Raw genomic sequence first — 15,624 nt, forward strand, 5'->3', positions numbered from 1 at the left:
CGGGCGTCATGGATCCACAACGCGATCTGCAGGCCGTCGAAGCAGCACTACGGCTCCATGGAGCCGATGGCCTCACCGGGGCTGTACGCGCACCCGCGACTCGTGCACAGTCGTCTCGTTGCGCACAGGAGTCGTCCTGTCGCGCACGGAGACGGAGCGAGGCCGGACGGGGGCGGGCGCGGTGCACGAGAGCGAGCGCACGCGCATCACCCGGCTCGTCCTCGCCGGCGGCTCGGTCATCCGCAAGGAACCGCTGGGACCGGACGCCGAGCGCCGGCTGCGCCACGAACTGGCGATCCTCGAGCGGCTCCGCGGCGTGCCGGGAGTCGCGCAGCTCCTCGGCCCTCCGGAGGGCCACCCGGACGGCGGGACCGCGATCCTGCTCGCGGACGTCCACGGCACGAGCCTCGCCGAGCGGGCGCCACCCCGGACCCCCGGCGAGCTGATCGCACTCGCGACGAGGGTGGCACGAGCGGTGGCCGGCATGCACGGCCGCGGCGTGATGCACCGGGACATCACCCCGGCGAACATCGTCGTCTCCCCCGACGGCGCCCCGTGCCTGGTGGACTTCGCGCTGGCGACGTCGCTCGCCGAGCTGCGCCCCGAGTTCACCCACCACACCGAGATCGTGGGCACGCTGGCGTACCTCGCGCCTGAGCAGACCGGGCGCACCGGACGTCCCGTCGACCAGCGGGCCGACCTCTACGCCCTCGGCGCCACGCTGTACGAGCTGGCCACCGGCGCGCCGCCGTTCGGCTCCGGCGACCCGCTGCGGCTCACGCACGATCACCTGGCTCGGGTTCCGGCACCCCCGGCGGAGGCGAACCCGGACGTACCGGCGGCGCTCTCGGAGATCATCCTGCACCTGCTGGAGAAGGAGCCGGACAACCGGTACCAGTCGGCCGAGGGCGTGGTCCACGACCTCGAGCAGGCGCAGGCGGGACCGGGCCGGCTGCGGGTCGGTGAGCGCGACGTCCCGCTGCGGTTGCCGCCACCGTCCCGGCTGGTCGGGCGCCACCACGAGGTGGCGGCGCTGCGGGCGGCGTTCGACGGCGCGCTGGCGGGCCGCTGCCGGGGCGCGCTCGTCGGCGGCGCCCCGGGGGTGGGGAAGACCGCCCTGGTCGACCAGCTGCGGCCCGCGGTCACCGGCAGCCACGGGTGGTTCGTGGCAGGCAAGTTCGACCAGCACCGCCGGAATCCGCATTTCAACGCCGGGTACCACGCGTTCCGCGCGCTGGGTCGGCTGCTGCTGGCCGAGCCGGAACGCGAGCTGGCCGAGGTTCGCCGCCGGCTCCTCGCGGAACTGGGCCCGAACGCGCCCCTGATCGCGGCGATCCTGCCCGAGTTCGGCACCCTCCTGGGAACGCCGCCCGATCCGGGCGATCCGCTGTCGTCGCAGGTGCGGTCGCAGCGCGCGGGCGTTGCGATCCTGCGGGCCGTCGCGTCGCCGACCCGACCAGTCGTGATGTTCTTCGACGACATGCAGTGGAGCGAGCGCACCCCGCTCGGCTTCGTCGACCTCGTACTGACCGAGGAGCCCATCGACGGGGTGCTGCTGGTCGGCACGTACCGCGAGGCCGACCTCGACGGGGCGGATCCGCTCACGCCGTTGATGTCGCGGTGGCGCGAGCGGGACGACGTGCTGCACGTGCGCCTGGAGAACCTGCCCGTGGCGGGCTCCGTCGCCCTGGTCGCCGAGATGTTGCACGTGGACCGGGACGCGGCGGCGGGTCTCGTCGAGCTGATCGGCCCGCAGACGTCGGGCAACCCCTACGAGGTCGTGGAGCTGCTGGACGCGCTCCGGCGCGACGGTGCGCTGACGGCGACGGAAGCCGGGTGGCGGTGGGACGAGCAGGCGGTGCGCGCCCGGCTGGACCGGGCCGATGCCGGCGGGCTGGCGATCTCCCGCGCGCATGCGCTCGCGCCGCCATCCCGTGAGCTCACGGAGGCGATGGCGTGCCTGGGCGGGCGGGTCGAGCGGGGCGTCCTGCACACCGCGACCGGTGTTCCGGCGGCCGAGGTCGAGCAGCGCCTGGCACCGGCCCTCGACGAGGGCGTTCTCGTCGTGGAGCCCGGTGCGCGCACGGGGGGTGGGCGAGGCGCGGTGGTGCGGTTCCGGCACGACCGCATGCGTGAGGCCGTGCTGAGCGGGCTGGGCGCGCGGCGGCGGCGCGCCCTCCACCTCGCCATGGCGCGGCGACTCGCCCTGGATCCGGAGCACCCCGGGACGGCGGCGGAGCAGTACCTGCCGGTGATCGACCTGGTCACCGAGCGGACGGAGCGGCGGGCCGTGGTGCGCCTGCTCCGCCGGGCCACCGGGCCGGCGGTGCTGATCGGGGACCACGAGCTGGTGGCCCAGCTCCTGACGGCCGCGCTCGGCATCGCCGACCCGGCCGACACCGCCACGCTGCTCGAGCTGCACACCGGCCGCCACCGCGCGCTGTTCAGCATGGGCCGGCTGGAGGAGGCGGACGAGCAGTTCCGCGCGATCGACGGGCTGACCCGTTCCGCCACGGACCGGGCGCTCGCGACGTCCGTGCAGGTGCGGAGCCTGACCCACCGGAAGCGTTTCGCCGAGGCGACCGCCATGGGCGTCGAGGCGCTGCGCGACCTGGGCATCGGCGTGCCGCCGGCCGACCGGCTTGCCGGCGAGCTCGACCGCCAGTTCGACCACTTCTACCGGTGGCTGGCCACGGAGACCGCCGACGAACCGGCCGGCCCGGCCATCACCGACCCGGCCCTGGTCGCCGCCACCCACGTGCTCAACGCCCTGCTGCCGACCGCCTACTACAGCGACCACGCGTTGGTCGGCTGGCTCTCCCTCGAGGCCGTGCGGATCTGGCTCCACCACGGTCCGGGCCCGACGCTGATCGGCCCCGCGAGCATCGCGGCCTTCCACGCCATCGCGCTGCGCGGCGACACCGCTGCCGGGTGCCGGGCGGCGCAGCGGATTCTCGAGCTGGGCGAGGCGCGCGGCTACGAACCCGGGACCTCGCAGGCCCGCTTCGTGTCCGCGTGCGTCGGCTGGTGGTGCGAGCCGATCGAGAACGGCGTCCAGGCGGGCCGGCGCGCCACGGAAGGGCTGATCGCGAGCGACGACCTGGCCAACGCCGGCTACGCCCTCTACGCGATCGTGCCGAACCTGCTGGACTGCGCCCCCTCGGTGGACGCCTTCGTCACCCAGGTGGAGACCGGTCTGGCGTTCGTGCGGCGGACCGGCAGCGCCGACCTCGGCCAGTGGCTGGACGGGTACCGGTGGCTGGCCGACGCATTGCGGGGAGGCGGCGCCGACCCCAGCCCGGTCGAGCGGCTCACCGACAACCCGGTCGCGCTGCTCGTCGCCCACCTCACCAGGGCGATCGCCGCCGCCGTGTTCGGCGAGCCCGCCGAGATGTCCCGGCACGCCGCATCCGCGATGCCGCTGCTGCCGGCCGCGCTGGGCCTCTACCCGACGGCGGTCGCCCACCTGCTGCGCGGGCTCGCCCTCGCCGGGGACGTACGGGCCGCCGACGAGGACGAGCGCGCCGACCTGCTGTCCGAGCTCGACGGCGTGGTGCACTGGCTCGGCGCCCGCGCCGCGGACGCGCCCGAGAACCTCCTGCACCTGCAGTGGCTGGTCGAGGCCGAGCGGGCGTGGGCGGTGGGCGACTTCCGCGCCGCGGCCGTTGCATTCGACGCCGCGCGCCGCGAGTCCGCGCTGCGCCGGCGGCCGTGGCACCGGGCCCTGATCGCCGAACGGGCCGCCCGCTTCTTCCTCGAGCACGGCCTCGACCACACCGGACACGAGCTGCTCGCCCAGGCCCGCGCGCAGTACGCCGCCTGGGGTGCCGCCGCGAAGACCGAGCAGCTGGACTGGGCCTACCCGGCACTGCGGCCACCGGCCGACCTGCCGCACCGCCGGTCCACGGTGGCCTCCGGCACGCTCGACCTGCTCGGCGTCCTGTCCGCGTCCCAGGCGCTGAGCTCCGAGACCAGCGTCGAACGGCTGCACACCCGCGTCGCCGACGTGCTCAGCGCGATGACCGGCGCCACCGCGGTGCACCTGCTGCTGTGGAGCGGCGACCGGGACGACTGGGTCCAGCCCGCTGCGCCCCCCGGCGGTACCCAACCCGCGCCACCGATGTCCGTGCTCCGCTACGCGCGACGGCTACGCGAGCCGCTCGTCGTCACCGACGCCACCGACGACGACCGGTTCGCCCGCGACCCCTACTTCGCCGGCGCCGGCTGCTGCTCGCTGCTGGCCCTGCCCGTACTCAGCCGGGGAGCCCTCCGGGCGGTGCTGCTGCTCGAGAACCGCCTCATCCGCGGCGCCTTCACCGTCGACCGCCTCGACGCCGTCGCGCTCATCGCGGGCCAGCTCGCGGTCTCGCTCGACAACGCCCAGCTCTACGCCGAGCTCAGCGCCTCGCGGGCGCGGATCGTCGCCGCGGCCGACCAGGAGCGCAGGCGGATCGAGCGGGACCTGCACGACGGTGCCCAGCAGCGGCTGGTCTCGCTGGCGCTGCAGCTGGATGCGGCGCGGGCCGCGGTCCCGCCCGAGCTCGACCCGCTCGCCGGACGGCTGCGCGCCGCCCTGGACGAGGCCAACGGGGCGGCGCGCGAGCTGCGCGAGATCGCCCGCGGCATCCACCCGGCGATACTGGTGGAGGGCGGCCTCCCGCCCGCACTGCGGACGCTCGCCCGCCGCTCGACGCTCCCCGTCGACCTCCGGATCCGCGCCGAGGGGCGGCTGCCCGAGCCGGTGGAGGTCAGCGCGTACTACGTCGTCGCCGAGGCACTGACCAACGCGGCCAAGCACGCTCTCGCCTCGACCGTCACCGTCACCGTCGAGGCCGACGCGGACCGTGGGGCCCTGCACGTCACCGTGCACGACGACGGCCCCGGCGGCGCCGATCTCATGCGCGGCACGGGCCTGCTCGGCATCAAGGACCGCGTGGAGGCCCTCGGCGGCCGCGTCGACGTCGACAGCCCGCCCGGGGCGGGCACCAGATTGATCGCGCAGCTACCGCTCACCGCGGTGAGCGGCTCCGTCACCTCCCGCTAGTACCGATCGCGCGACCTGCCCAGCCATCATCCTGCCGGGCCGCTAACGTGGCCTCTGACGGCGCGCTCACCACAGCAAGTCACCACGCAAGCCGCCAAGCGACTGAAGACGGGGGACGATGAGTTACCTGCTCGGCATCGATCTGGGCACCACGCGCACGGCTGCCGCGATCGGTAGGCTCGACGCGCGCCCCGGCGAGACCGAGATCGTCAACCTCGGCGACCGCGCCAGCGCCGTCCCCTCGGTGCTCTACCTCGGTGACGACGGCAGCGTCGTCGTCGGAGAGGCGGCCGAACGCCGCGCGGTGAGCTCGCCCGACCACGTCGTCCGCGAGTTCAAGCGCCGCATCGGCGACCCGACCCCGCTGATCGTCGGCGGCCGGCCGTGGGCCCCGGAGGACCTCTCGGCCCGGCTCGTTCGCTGGGTCGTCGACCGCGTCGCGCAGCGCGAGGCCGGCCCCGCCGCCCGGATCGCCGTCACGCTGCCCGCCTCGTGGGGGCCGCACAAGACCGAGCGGCTCGGCGGTGCGCTCGCCGGGCAGGGCCTGCAGGTCTCCTACCTCGCCGAGCCGCAGGCCGCGGCGCTGCACTACGCGTCGGCCGAACGGGTGGAGCCCGGCTCGACGATCGCCGTCTACGACTTCGGCGGCGGCACGTTCGACGCGGCCGTCGTGCACAAGGACGGGCACACCTTCAAGCTCCTCGGCCGGCCGGAAGGGGTCGACCGCCTCGGCGGCATCGACTTCGACGAGATCGTCTTCGAGCACGTCATGGCCGGCATGCCGGAGGCGTTCGAAGGCCTCGACGAGAGCGATCCCGCGGTCCTGTCCGCGATCGCCGCGATCCGGCGCGAGTGCGTCGAGGCGAAGGAAGCGCTCAGCAGCGACACCGAGGTGTCGATCCCCGTGCTGACGCCCAGGGCGCAGGGTTCGGTGCGGATGCACCGCAGCGAGTTCGAGGCGGCCATCCGCCCGCAGGTCGAGGACACGGTCGACGCGCTGCAGCGCGCGGTGGGCTCGGCCGGGCTGGCGCCGCAGCAGCTGTCGGCGGTGCTGCTGGTCGGCGGTTCGTCGCGCATCCCGCTGGTGGGGCAGCTCGTCTCGGAGCTGCTCGGCCGGCCCGTCACGGTCGACGTCGACCCGAAGAACGCCATCTCGATGGGTGCCGTCCTGTCGTTGCTGCCGGCACCGCCCACCGGCTCCGGGCCGCGGCCGCGCGTCCCGGCGCCGCGCACGGGCGGCTCGGCGCGGTTCCCGATCGCCGCCGGCGCCGCGGGTGCCCCGCCGCACGGCGGGGGCGGTGGTCCGCAGGGGCCGTACGGGCCGCCCGCGGCGCCGCCGGGCGGCGGCCCGTACGGCCCTGGCCCGATGGGCGGTGCGAGCTCGAGCCTTCCGCCGTACCGGCCCGCACCCCCGCGCCCACCCGTGGCTCCCCCGCCCCGCCCGGCCACCCCCAACTACGCCCCGGACTTCGACGACGAGCCCTACGAGCCCTACGAGCCCCGGTACGACTACGCACCCGAGCCTCGTGGGAAGAGCCCGTCGTTCCTGGTGACGGCCGGCGCGGTGGCAGCGGCCATGGCCGTGATCGCCGCCGTGTTCCTGTGGCCGCAGCCGGACACGGAACCGGCCGCCGCGACCACCCCCCGCCCCGCCCCCACGCAGGAGGCCAGCGAGCCGGCGCCGACCACGACGGAGCGCCCGGCGCCCACGGAGGAGCAGCCGCCGGTCACCCGCCCGGTCCCGCCACCGCCACCGCAGACGCGCCCCACCACGGAAGACCCGCCGGTGACGACCACGGAACCCCCCGTGACGACCACGCCCCCGCCGGACACCACGGTGCCGACCACCCCGCCGACGACGGAACCGACCACCGAGCCCACGGACAACCAGGGCGGCGGCGCCAGCCAGACGCCCGACGCGGCGGCGCCGGTCTGACGGGTCAGGCGTCCCAGGTGACCGGGAGGCTCTTCACCCCGTAGATGTCCGCGGTCTCCGGGCGCAGGCCGACCTCGTCGGCCGGTACGGCCAGGCGCAGCGTGGGGAACCGGCTGAACAGCGCCGGGAACGCGACCCGCATCTCGACGCGGGCCAGCTGCTGCCCCAGGCACTGGTGGATGCCGTGGCCGAAGGCCAGGTGCCCGCCGGCGTGCCTGCGGACGTCGAGCACGTGGGGATCGGCGAACCGCCCGCGGTCCCGGTTGGCCGTGTTGTAGGAAAGGATCACCGTCGTGCCGGCCTCGATGGTCGTGCCGCCCAGCTCGACGTCCTGAAGCGCCGTCCGCATGAACGTCTTGGCAACGCTCAGGTACCGCAGCAGCTCCTCCACGGCCGGCTCGGCGAGCGCGGGGTCGGCGCGCAGCGCTGCCAGCTGCGCCGGGTTGCTCAGCAGCGCGAAGGTGCCTAAGCCCAGCATGTTCGCGGTGGTGTCGAGCCCGGCCGCCAGCAGGATCAGGCTCATCCCCCGCAGCTCCTCATCGGTCAGATCGCTGTCCGTGAGGTCGCTGAGCACGTCGTCCGTGGGGTTCGCGCGCTTGGCGGCCACCAGCTCCGCGAGGTACTGCTGGACCGCGGTGTAGGCCGCGATCATCTCCTCGTCGCTCGTCTCCCCGTTCATGAACGACTCGACCTGCTTCTCGAAGGAGCCCCGGTCCTCGTACGGCACGCCGAGCAGCTCGCAGATCATGATGGCGGGGATGGGCGTGGCGAACGCCGTCATCAGGTCGGTCGGCGGCCCGGCCTCCTCCATGGCGTCGAGGTGGTCGGCGGTGATCTGCTCGACGCGCTCGGTGAGCAGCCGCATCCGCCGTACGGTGAACTTGCCCACCAGCGGTTTCCGATAGCGCCCGTGCCGCGGCTCGTCCATGAGCAGGAACTCGCCGGGAGGCGCAGGCGGGACCTCCACCCCGCTGAAGTCGATGAGCGGGTGGTGGAGCATCAGCTCCTTGCGCGAGCTGAACCGCGAGTCCGCCAGAACCGCCCTGACCAGGTCATACCCGGTGACCAGCCAGCCCTCGTGCCCGTCGGGGAACCGGTAGCGGCTGATCGGGCCGTGCCGCCGGGCGTCGATCAGCTCTGCCGGCGGGTCGAAGGGGCAGCCGGGCCGACGCGCCGTCGGCAGGGTCGTGACGGCGTGGACGGACTCACCCATGACCATTCCTCGTCTCGCTCGTGTTGAGCCAATCTGGCATCACTATGGTGCCACAGCAGCGGGGCCAGCTGGTGTCCCGCCTGTCGAATGAGGCCGAAACACCCACTTCACCTGGAGGAACACCCGGGCTGGACCGACCGCGCGGCTGGCACCGCACATGGCACCACCGCTCGGAGCGGCGCAGATGAAGTCTGCCCCGGACCGCAGGGCCTCCGGTGGCGCCGCGCATCGTGCGGGGCCGCCCCTCACCCGTCAAGGGCGCTTCGCGTCGCTTCGCGCCCCTTGACGGGCGAGCCTCTGCGACCCCTCCGGGCAGTATCGCGGGCAGGCCAGGGCCTGCCCGGTGGGGCGCGCGGCGCCACCGGAGGCCGGTTTCACGGACATGATCACGGCTTCGGTGCGAAAACGGGCAAATATGACACGCAAACGCGCCGAATCGCCGATCAAGCCTCGGGCGGCCGGGCCCACGCACGAGACGCAACGCGGGAGGGATGCCCACGCAACCACAAGAGGCGAGCCGCCAGCCGAAGCCGAAGCCCAGGCGGAAGGCGAGGCCGAAGCCGAAGGCCAGGCGGAAGGCGAGGCCGAAGCCGAAGGCCAGGCGGAAGGCGAGGCCGAAGCCGAAGGCCAGGCGGAAGGCGAGGCCGAAGCCGAAGGCCAGGCGGAAGCCGAAGATGCCAACGCAACCACAGGAGGGGGGTCCGGGGGGCGAAGCCCCTCCGGGTGGGGTCTGGGGGCTGCGCCCCCAGAAATAAAGCGGAGCGAGGTGGTCCGCGTTCTCCGCGAACACACCTCGCCCCTCGCGTAGCCCCGACGGGATTTGAACCCGCGCTACCGCCTTGAGAGGGCGGCGTCCTAGGCCGCTAGACGACGGGGCCCTGGGAATCGCTCCGTGTTGAGTTTATCAGACCGCTTCTGGAGCGTTTCCGCTGGGGTACCAGGACTCGAACCTAGACTAACTGAACCAGAATCAGTCGTGCTGCCAATTACACCATACCCCAAGGGTTCACGATCGCCGGAGGCGTCCGTACCCTGCGCCGACCACTCTAGCCGAGGCTCGCAGCGCGCTCCAAACCGGCCCTCAGGCGGGCGAGGGAGCGCTCGCGACCCAGCAGTTCCATGGACTCGTAGAGCGGCGGCGAGACCGTGCGGCCGCTGACGGCCACCCGCACGGGTGCGAATGCCTTGCGTGGTTTGAGGCCCAGGCCGTCCACGAGCGCGGCCTTGAGGGCGCCCTCGATCTGCTCGTGGGACCACTCGGGAACGGCGTCGAGGCCGGTCAGGGCCGCTTCGAGCACCGGGGCGGCGTCGGCGCCGAGGTTCTTCTCCGCCGCGTCGTCGTCCGGTGCGAAGCCGTCCTCGGGCACGAAGAGGAAGCGCAGCATGCGCGCGGCGTCGGACAGCACGACGCTGCGCTCCTGCACCAGTGGCGCCGCGGCCGCAAGCACCGCGCGCTGCTCCTCGGTGGGCGTGCCGGTGATCACACCCTCGGCCTCGAGGTAGGGCTCGACGCGTCGGGCGAACTCGTCGACCGGCAGCGCCCGCAGATGCGCCGCATTGATCGCTTCGGCCTTCTTGAGATCGAATCGCGCGGCATTGCTCGACACGCGTGTGACGTCGAACGCATCGACCATCTCGGCGATCGTGAACACATCGCGGTCATCGGCGATCGACCAGCCGAGCAATGCGAGGTAGTTCAGCAACCCCTCGGGCAGGAATCCGCGATCGCGGTAGAGGAAGAGGTTCGACTGCGGGTCGCGCTTGGACAACTTGCGGTTGCCCTCGCCGGTGACGAGCGGCAGGTGCCCGTACCGGAACGGTCCGTTCCCGATCCCCACCCGCTGCAGCGCCTCGAGCAGCGCGATCTGGCGCGGGGTGGACGAGAGCAGGTCCTCCCCGCGCAGCACGTCGGTGATGCCCATGAGGGCGTCGTCGAGCGGGTTGGTGAGCGGGTAGAGCGGGGTGCCGTCACCGCGGGCGAGCACGAAGTCGGGCACCGTGCCGACCTTGAACGTGACGGGGCCGCGGACGAGGTCGTCGAACGTGATGTCGCGGTGGGGCATCCGCAGCCGGAACACCGGCGAGCGCCCCTCGGCGCGGAACGCCGCCTTCTGTTCCTCGGTGAGGTCGCGGTCGGCGTTGTCGTAGCCGAGCTTGGGGTCGCGGCCGGCCGCCCGGTGCCGGGCCTCGATCTCCTCGGGTGTCGAGTACGACTCGTATGCCTCGCCCGCCTGCACGAGGAGCCCGAGGGCGTTGCGGTAGGAGTCGCCACGCTCGCTCTGGCGGTAGGGCCCGTGCGGGCCCCCGACCTCCGGGCCCTCGTCCCAGTCGAGACCGAGCCAACGCAGGGCGTCGAGCAGGGCCTCGTACGACTCGACGGAGTCGCGCCGGGCGTCGGTGTCCTCGATCCGGAACACGAAGGTGCCGCCGTTGTGGCGGGCGTGTGCCCAGTTGAACAGGGCGGTGCGGATCAGTCCGACGTGCGGGGTGCCCGTCGGCGACGGGCAGAAGCGCACCCGGACGTCATTGCCAGCGTTCATGATGCGGCCAGCCTATCGAGGCCTGGCCAGGAGGTTCCCGTCGGCGTAGAAACCGACGGGTGTCGAGCACTGAGCGCACGACCTGCCTCGTCGTCGGCGGTGGTCCGGCGGGGATGATCCTCGGCCTGCTCATGGCGCGGGCCGGCGTCGAGACCACCGTCCTGGAGAAGCACGCCGACTTCCTGCGGGACTTCCGCGGCGACACCGTGCACGCCTCGACCCTCACCCTGCTCGACGAGCTGGGGCTCGGCGAGCGTTTCGCGGCGTTGCCGCACCGCGAGGTCGACCAGATCCAGGTGCAGCTCGACGCCGGGACCGTGCAGGTCGGCGACCTGAGCAGGTTGCCCGGCGCGCACCAGCACATCGCCCTCGTGCCGCAGTGGGACTTCCTCGACCTGGTGGCCGACGCGGCCGAGGAGGAGCCGACGTTCACGCTGCGGCGCAACGCCGAAGCCGTCGGGCTGTTGCGCGACGGCGAACGCGTGAGCGGGGTCCACTACCGCGACCGCACCGATGGTTCCGAGCACGAGATCCGGGCGAGCCTCACGGTCGCCTGTGACGGCCGTGACTCGGCGGTGCGCGCGGCTGCCGGTCTCGTACCCCGCACCTTCGGTGTGCCGATCGACGTCTGGTGGTTCCGGCTGCCCCGGCGGGAGACCGACCCGGCGGGCCTGCTCGGCCGCGTCTCCGGCGGGCAGTTCGCCGTCATGATCGATCGCGGCGACTACTGGCAGTGCGCGTTCCTCATCGCCAAGGGCAGCGACGCCGCGATGCGCGCGGCGGGCCTGGAGCGGTTCCGGGAGCGGATCGCGGCCCTGGCGCCGTGGATGGCCGACCGGCTCGACGCGTTGACGTCCCTCGACGACGTGAAGCTGCTGGACGTGAAGCTGGAACGGCTGCGCAGCTGGCACCGCGAGGGCCTGCTGCTGATCGGTGACGCCGCGCACGCGATGTCACCGGTGGGCGGTGTGGGGATCAACCTCGCCGTCGCCGACGCCGTGGCCGCCGCGAGGCTGCTCGCGCCCGCCCTGCGCTCCGGCGGCGTCGTGCCGCGCTCGTTGCTCCGGCGGGTGCAGCGGCGCCGGTGGTGGCCCACGGCGCTGATCCAGGGTGCCCAGCGCCTCGCCCACCGGGCCGTGCTCAGCCGCCGGGCCACCACGGCGAACACCCCGGTGGCGAGCCCCGCCGGCCCGGCCGACGGCTCCGTGCCGACCGCGCCGACCGAGGCGCTCCCGCCGCCCCTGCGCCTGCTGCGCCGCTTCCCGGTGCTGCAGGGCGTGCCGGGGCGCCTCGTCGCGATCGGCCCCTTCCCGGAGCACGCACCCGCCTGGGCGCGCCGCGCGCCCGAGCCCGCCCCTCCGCCGAGTTGATCCGGGCTTACAGGAAGTTGTTCGGCCAGATCATGGTGCGCCACATGTGCGCGACCGGTGACCCGTCGAACCCCAGCCCTTCGCTCGGCTGCCGGAAGTGCCGCCCGACGAGGTCGGTGAACTCCTCGAAGTCCACGCGGGCGTCCGGATCGAACGAGTACATGTCGTTCAGCGTGACGAGCCGCGACGTCATGTACCAGCGGTGCGTGCGGGCCGCCTCGTGCTCGCGGTGGATGTACTCCGGCGGGTCGTAGTCGGCGCCGAAGAAGGCGATGTACTCCTTCGGGTAGGCGTAGCCGACCGACTCGTCCGCGAAGTACCGCAACGCCTCGTGCTTCTCGATCGCCCAGGCGACCTCCTCGTCCACGTACGGCGCCACCATCTGCGCGCCCCAGTAGCCGTGGTCGCTGCGCAGCAGGCCGGGCACGGCGATGTCGTGCAGCAGGCAGGCCAGCACGACCTTCTCGTCGAGGCCCTTCTCCCGGGCCAGCCGGGCGCTCTGCAGCATGTGCGAGACGGAGAAGTCGTCGAAACGCAGCCGGTAGAAGTCCTCCAGCGTGGGACGCTCGGGCATCTTCGGCAGGGCCGGGTTGTCGCCCATCATGTACACGGTGTTCGGCTTGTCCATCTCGGCCCGCTGGGCGGCCTTCGCGCCGCTGTGGGCCGGGGTGCCGAGCGTGGCCGCGGCGGGTGGGGCGATCACCCGGCGCCTGCCGCCCACCGCGTCGTCCAGCGGCTCGCGGACCCAGCCCATGTCCCCGACGGCCCGGAACGGGCTCGGAGCCTGCGGTTCCTCGTGATCGGTCATCGTGGCCCCCTCGCGGCGATCAACCGTTAGCGTTGCACAGCAGTCCCGGTCCAGAAAGCCTTCCGGCGAGCCTTACCCGCCGGGTCATCGACCCGGCTACCCCACGGGCGCCACCGTGGTCCTCGTCAGCACGACGACGAGGAGACCACGATGTCGCACTTCACCACGCACGACGGAACCCGCCTCGCGTACGAGGACCACGGAACCGGCGAGCCGATCGTCTTCGTCTCCAGCTGGGTGCTGGACACGGACATGTGGGAGTACCAGATCCCGTACTTCGTCGAGCGCGGGTACCGCTGCATCGCGCTCGACCGGCGCGGGCACGGCCGTTCCGACCGCCCGTCGACCGACTACGACGTGGACACCACGTCCGACGACCTCGCCGCCCTGCTGGAGCACCTCGACCTGACCGGCGTCACGCTGGTGGGGCACTCGTTCGGCGGGGCCGAGGTGGCCCGCTACCTGGTCCGGCACGGCGAGGAGCGGGTTGCGCGCGTCGCGTTCCTCGCCGCCGTCATCCCGTTCATGAAGCAGACCGAGGACAACCCCGACGGGCTCCCCGAGGCCGCCCACGAAGCGGTGCTCGCCCAGCTCCGGACCGACCGCCCGAAGTGGTTCGCCCGGCAGGCCCAGGTCTGGTACGCCACCCACCTGGGCAACGACGTCTCGCCCGCCCTGATCGACTGGACGATCCGCAAGTGCCTGTCCGCCTCGCCGTGGGCGACCGCGCAGCTCTTCCGGTCCATGTTCCACGCTGACCACCGGGCCGGGCTGCGCGAGATCACGGTGCCCACGCTGGTCGTGCACGGTGCCGCGGACACGTCCGCACCCGTCGCGCTCACCGGCAGGCGCACCGCGGACCTGGTGCCCGGGTGCCGTTACGTCGAGTACCCGACGGCGGGGCACGGGCTGTTCGTCACGCACGCGGAACAGCTGAACGCCGAGCTGCTGGAGCTGCTCAAGGGCTGACCGCGACGCGCTCGCGCAGGGCCGCGTAGGCGAGGGCGTCCACCAGCGCCAGCCAGGACGCCTCGACGACGTTGCCGTGCACCCCGACGGTCGTCCACGACCCGGAGCGATCCGTCGACTCGACCAGCACGCGCGTCACGGCATCGGTGCCGTGGCTGAGGATGCGCACCTTGTAGTCGGAGAGCTCCACCCCCGCCAGCCACGGACACCTCGGCGACAGCGCCGCACGCAGCGCCGCGTCCAGGGCGTTGACCGGGCCGTTGCCCTCCTGGGTGGCGATCAGTCGCTCCCCGTCCAGCTGCACCCGGACCGTCGCCTCGGCGACCACCGCGCCGTCGGCGCCGTGCTCGATGATCACGCGGTACGACTCGAGCGTGAACGGTGCCGGCGCGTCCGCGCCGATGGCCGAGCGCATGAGCAGCTCGAGCGAGGCGTCCGCGGCCTCGAACGACCACCCCACCGCCTCGCGCTCCTTCACCGTCCGCGCGACCGACGACACCGCGTCGGGATGGCCGGCCAGGTCCAGGCCGAGCTCAGAGCCCTTGAGCTCGACGCTGGCCCGGCCGGCCATCTCGGTGACGAGCACCCGCTGCCCGTTGCCCACAACCGCAGGGTCCATGTGGTTGTAGAGCTCCGGGTCCACCTTGATCGCACTCGCGTGCAGGCCCGCCTTGTGGGCGAACGCAGACGTCCCGACGTAGGCCTGGTGGCCCTCGGGTGCGATGTTGGCGATCTCCGCCAACGCGTGCGAGGTGCGGGTCAGCTCGCCGGGCGCGCCGTCCGGTAGGACGGGCATGCCCAGCTTCGTCACCAGGTTCCCGACCACGGCGAACAGGTCGGCGTTGCCGGTCCGCTCGCCGTAGCCGTTGGCGGTGCACTGCACGTGCGTCGCACCCGCCTGTACCGCCGTGACCGAGTTGGCCACCGCGGCGCCCGTGTCGTCCTGGCAGTGGATGCCCAGGCGGAAGCCCGTGCGCGCGGCCACCTCGGTCACCACCTCCGCGATGCCCAGCGGGAGCATGCCGCCGTTCGTGTCGCACAGCACCGCGACGTCGGCGCCGGCCGTCACGGCCGCATCCAGCACCCGCAGCGCCGTGTCGGGGTCGAACCGGTAGCCGTCGAAGAAGTGCTCGGCGTCGAGGAACACCCGCCGCCCCTCGCCCCGCAGGAACGAGACCGTGTCGGCGACCATCGCGCAGTTCTCGGCGACGTCGGTGCGCAGGGCCCGCTCGATGTGGCGGCGGTCGGACTTCGCCACCAGCGTCACGACCGGGGCCCGGGAGTCGAGCAGCGCGCGCACCTGCGGGTCCGCCGCCGCGGTGAGCCCGGCCCGCCGCGTCGAGCCGAACGCCACGAGCACCGCGTGCCGCAACTCGAGCTCCCCCGCCGCGGCGCGGGCGAAGAACTCGGTGTCCTTCGGCAGCGCGCCCGGCCAGCCGCCCTCGATGAAACCGACGCCCAGCGCGTCGAGGTGGCGGGCGACGGCGAGCTTGTCGGCCACCGAGTAGCTGATGCCCTCGCGCTGGGCCCCGTCCCGAAGCGTCGTGTCGAAGACGTGGAAGGCGTCACCGAGCGGGGTTCCGGCCGGTTCGGTTCGGGACATTTCGAGGGGCTCCTGGCTGTCGGGACGCGATTCGGGCAACAAAAAAGACCCCCCGCGAATGCGAGAGGTCTGCGCGTCGGCTGTGGTGCTGGTTAGCCGACGCGCTCGTCAATAATGATCACGTAGAGGTGCTGCACGAGC

The 15,624-nt window shown here is 73.2% G+C and carries 9 protein-coding genes and 2 tRNA genes; 5 read left to right on the forward strand and 6 right to left on the reverse strand.

What is annotated here, in order from left to right:
- The first annotated feature begins 118 nt into the window (after window positions 1-118).
- On the forward strand, window positions 119-5,044 hold the full coding sequence (locus tag ACU436_RS07885; protein ID WP_459023153.1) for an AAA family ATPase: 4,926 nt from the start codon (window positions 119-121) through the stop codon (window positions 5,042-5,044).
- 118 nt (window positions 5,045-5,162) lie between these two features.
- Window positions 5,163-6,980, forward strand: a complete 1,818-nt coding sequence (locus ACU436_RS07890; protein ID WP_459023155.1) for an Hsp70 family protein — start codon at window positions 5,163-5,165, stop codon at window positions 6,978-6,980.
- Between the two features lie 4 nt (window positions 6,981-6,984).
- Here the strand turns inward: ACU436_RS07890 and ACU436_RS07895 are convergent, their stop codons facing one another.
- Window positions 6,985-8,193, reverse strand: a complete 1,209-nt coding sequence (locus ACU436_RS07895) for a cytochrome P450 (protein WP_459023157.1) — start codon at window positions 8,191-8,193, stop codon at window positions 6,985-6,987.
- A 382-nt stretch (window positions 8,194-8,575) separates the two neighbouring features.
- Here ACU436_RS07895 and ACU436_RS07900 point away from each other — a divergent pair, with 382 nt between their 5' ends.
- On the forward strand, window positions 8,576-9,001 hold the full coding sequence (locus tag ACU436_RS07900) for a hypothetical protein (RefSeq protein ID WP_459023159.1): 426 nt from the start codon (window positions 8,576-8,578) through the stop codon (window positions 8,999-9,001).
- On the opposite strand, the gene ACU436_RS07905 is transcribed toward ACU436_RS07900, so the two are convergent.
- The 3 genes from ACU436_RS07905 to gltX form a co-directional block, all read right to left on the reverse strand.
- Window positions 8,999-9,071, reverse strand: a tRNA-Glu gene (locus ACU436_RS07905). The two genes, ACU436_RS07900 and ACU436_RS07905, sit on opposite strands and share 3 nt — an antisense overlap.
- A gap of 51 nt (window positions 9,072-9,122) precedes the next feature.
- Window positions 9,123-9,194: transfer RNA gene (locus ACU436_RS07910), tRNA-Gln, on the reverse strand.
- Window positions 9,195-9,239: 45 nt separating this feature from the next.
- A complete protein-coding gene (gene gltX, locus ACU436_RS07915) occupies window positions 9,240-10,733 on the reverse strand; it encodes a glutamate--tRNA ligase (RefSeq protein ID WP_459023161.1) in 1,494 nt (497 codons plus the stop codon).
- A gap of 113 nt (window positions 10,734-10,846) precedes the next feature.
- Here gltX and ACU436_RS07920 point away from each other — a divergent pair, with 113 nt between their 5' ends.
- A complete protein-coding gene (locus tag ACU436_RS07920; RefSeq protein ID WP_459024287.1) occupies window positions 10,847-12,103 on the forward strand; it encodes an FAD-dependent oxidoreductase in 1,257 nt (418 codons plus the stop codon).
- A 7-nt stretch (window positions 12,104-12,110) separates the two neighbouring features.
- Here ACU436_RS07920 and ACU436_RS07925 read toward each other — a convergent pair whose 3' ends face one another.
- Entirely contained in the window at window positions 12,111-12,911 is an 801-nt protein-coding gene (locus tag ACU436_RS07925; protein WP_459023163.1) for an HD domain-containing protein, read from the reverse strand.
- Between the two features lie 150 nt (window positions 12,912-13,061).
- Between ACU436_RS07925 and ACU436_RS07930 the strand changes: the two genes are divergently transcribed.
- Window positions 13,062-13,880 (forward strand): alpha/beta fold hydrolase, encoded by an 819-nt coding sequence (locus tag ACU436_RS07930; RefSeq protein WP_459023164.1) that lies wholly within the window; start codon window positions 13,062-13,064, stop codon window positions 13,878-13,880.
- Here ACU436_RS07930 and cimA read toward each other — a convergent pair.
- Complete coding sequence (cimA, locus tag ACU436_RS07935; protein ID WP_459023166.1) at window positions 13,870-15,483, reverse strand: citramalate synthase; 1,614 nt, start codon at window positions 15,481-15,483, stop codon at window positions 13,870-13,872. The two genes, ACU436_RS07930 and cimA, sit on opposite strands and share 11 nt — an antisense overlap.
- Window positions 15,484-15,624 lie beyond the last annotated feature (141 nt).

The organism is Pseudonocardia wallangbongensis, from assembly GCF_054486945.1.

Excerpts from the sequence above, each read along its gene's own strand:
- ACU436_RS07920 (WP_459024287.1), top strand. The coding sequence starts at position 10,847 with ATGATCCTCGGCCTGCTCATGGCGCGGGCCGGCGTCGAGACCACCGTC.
- ACU436_RS07900 (WP_459023159.1), top strand. The coding sequence starts at position 8,576 with ATGATCACGGCTTCGGTGCGAAAACGGGCAAATATGACACGCAAACGC.
- ACU436_RS07930 (WP_459023164.1), top strand. The coding sequence starts at position 13,062 with ATGTCGCACTTCACCACGCACGACGGAACCCGCCTCGCGTACGAGGAC.
- gltX (WP_459023161.1), bottom strand. The coding sequence starts at position 10,733 with ATGAACGCTGGCAATGACGTCCGGGTGCGCTTCTGCCCGTCGCCGACG.
- ACU436_RS07895 (WP_459023157.1), bottom strand. The coding sequence starts at position 8,193 with ATGGGTGAGTCCGTCCACGCCGTCACGACCCTGCCGACGGCGCGTCGG.
- ACU436_RS07890 (WP_459023155.1), top strand. The coding sequence starts at position 5,163 with ATGAGTTACCTGCTCGGCATCGATCTGGGCACCACGCGCACGGCTGCC.
- cimA (WP_459023166.1), bottom strand. The coding sequence starts at position 15,483 with ATGTCCCGAACCGAACCGGCCGGAACCCCGCTCGGTGACGCCTTCCAC.
- ACU436_RS07925 (WP_459023163.1), bottom strand. The coding sequence starts at position 12,911 with ATGACCGATCACGAGGAACCGCAGGCTCCGAGCCCGTTCCGGGCCGTC.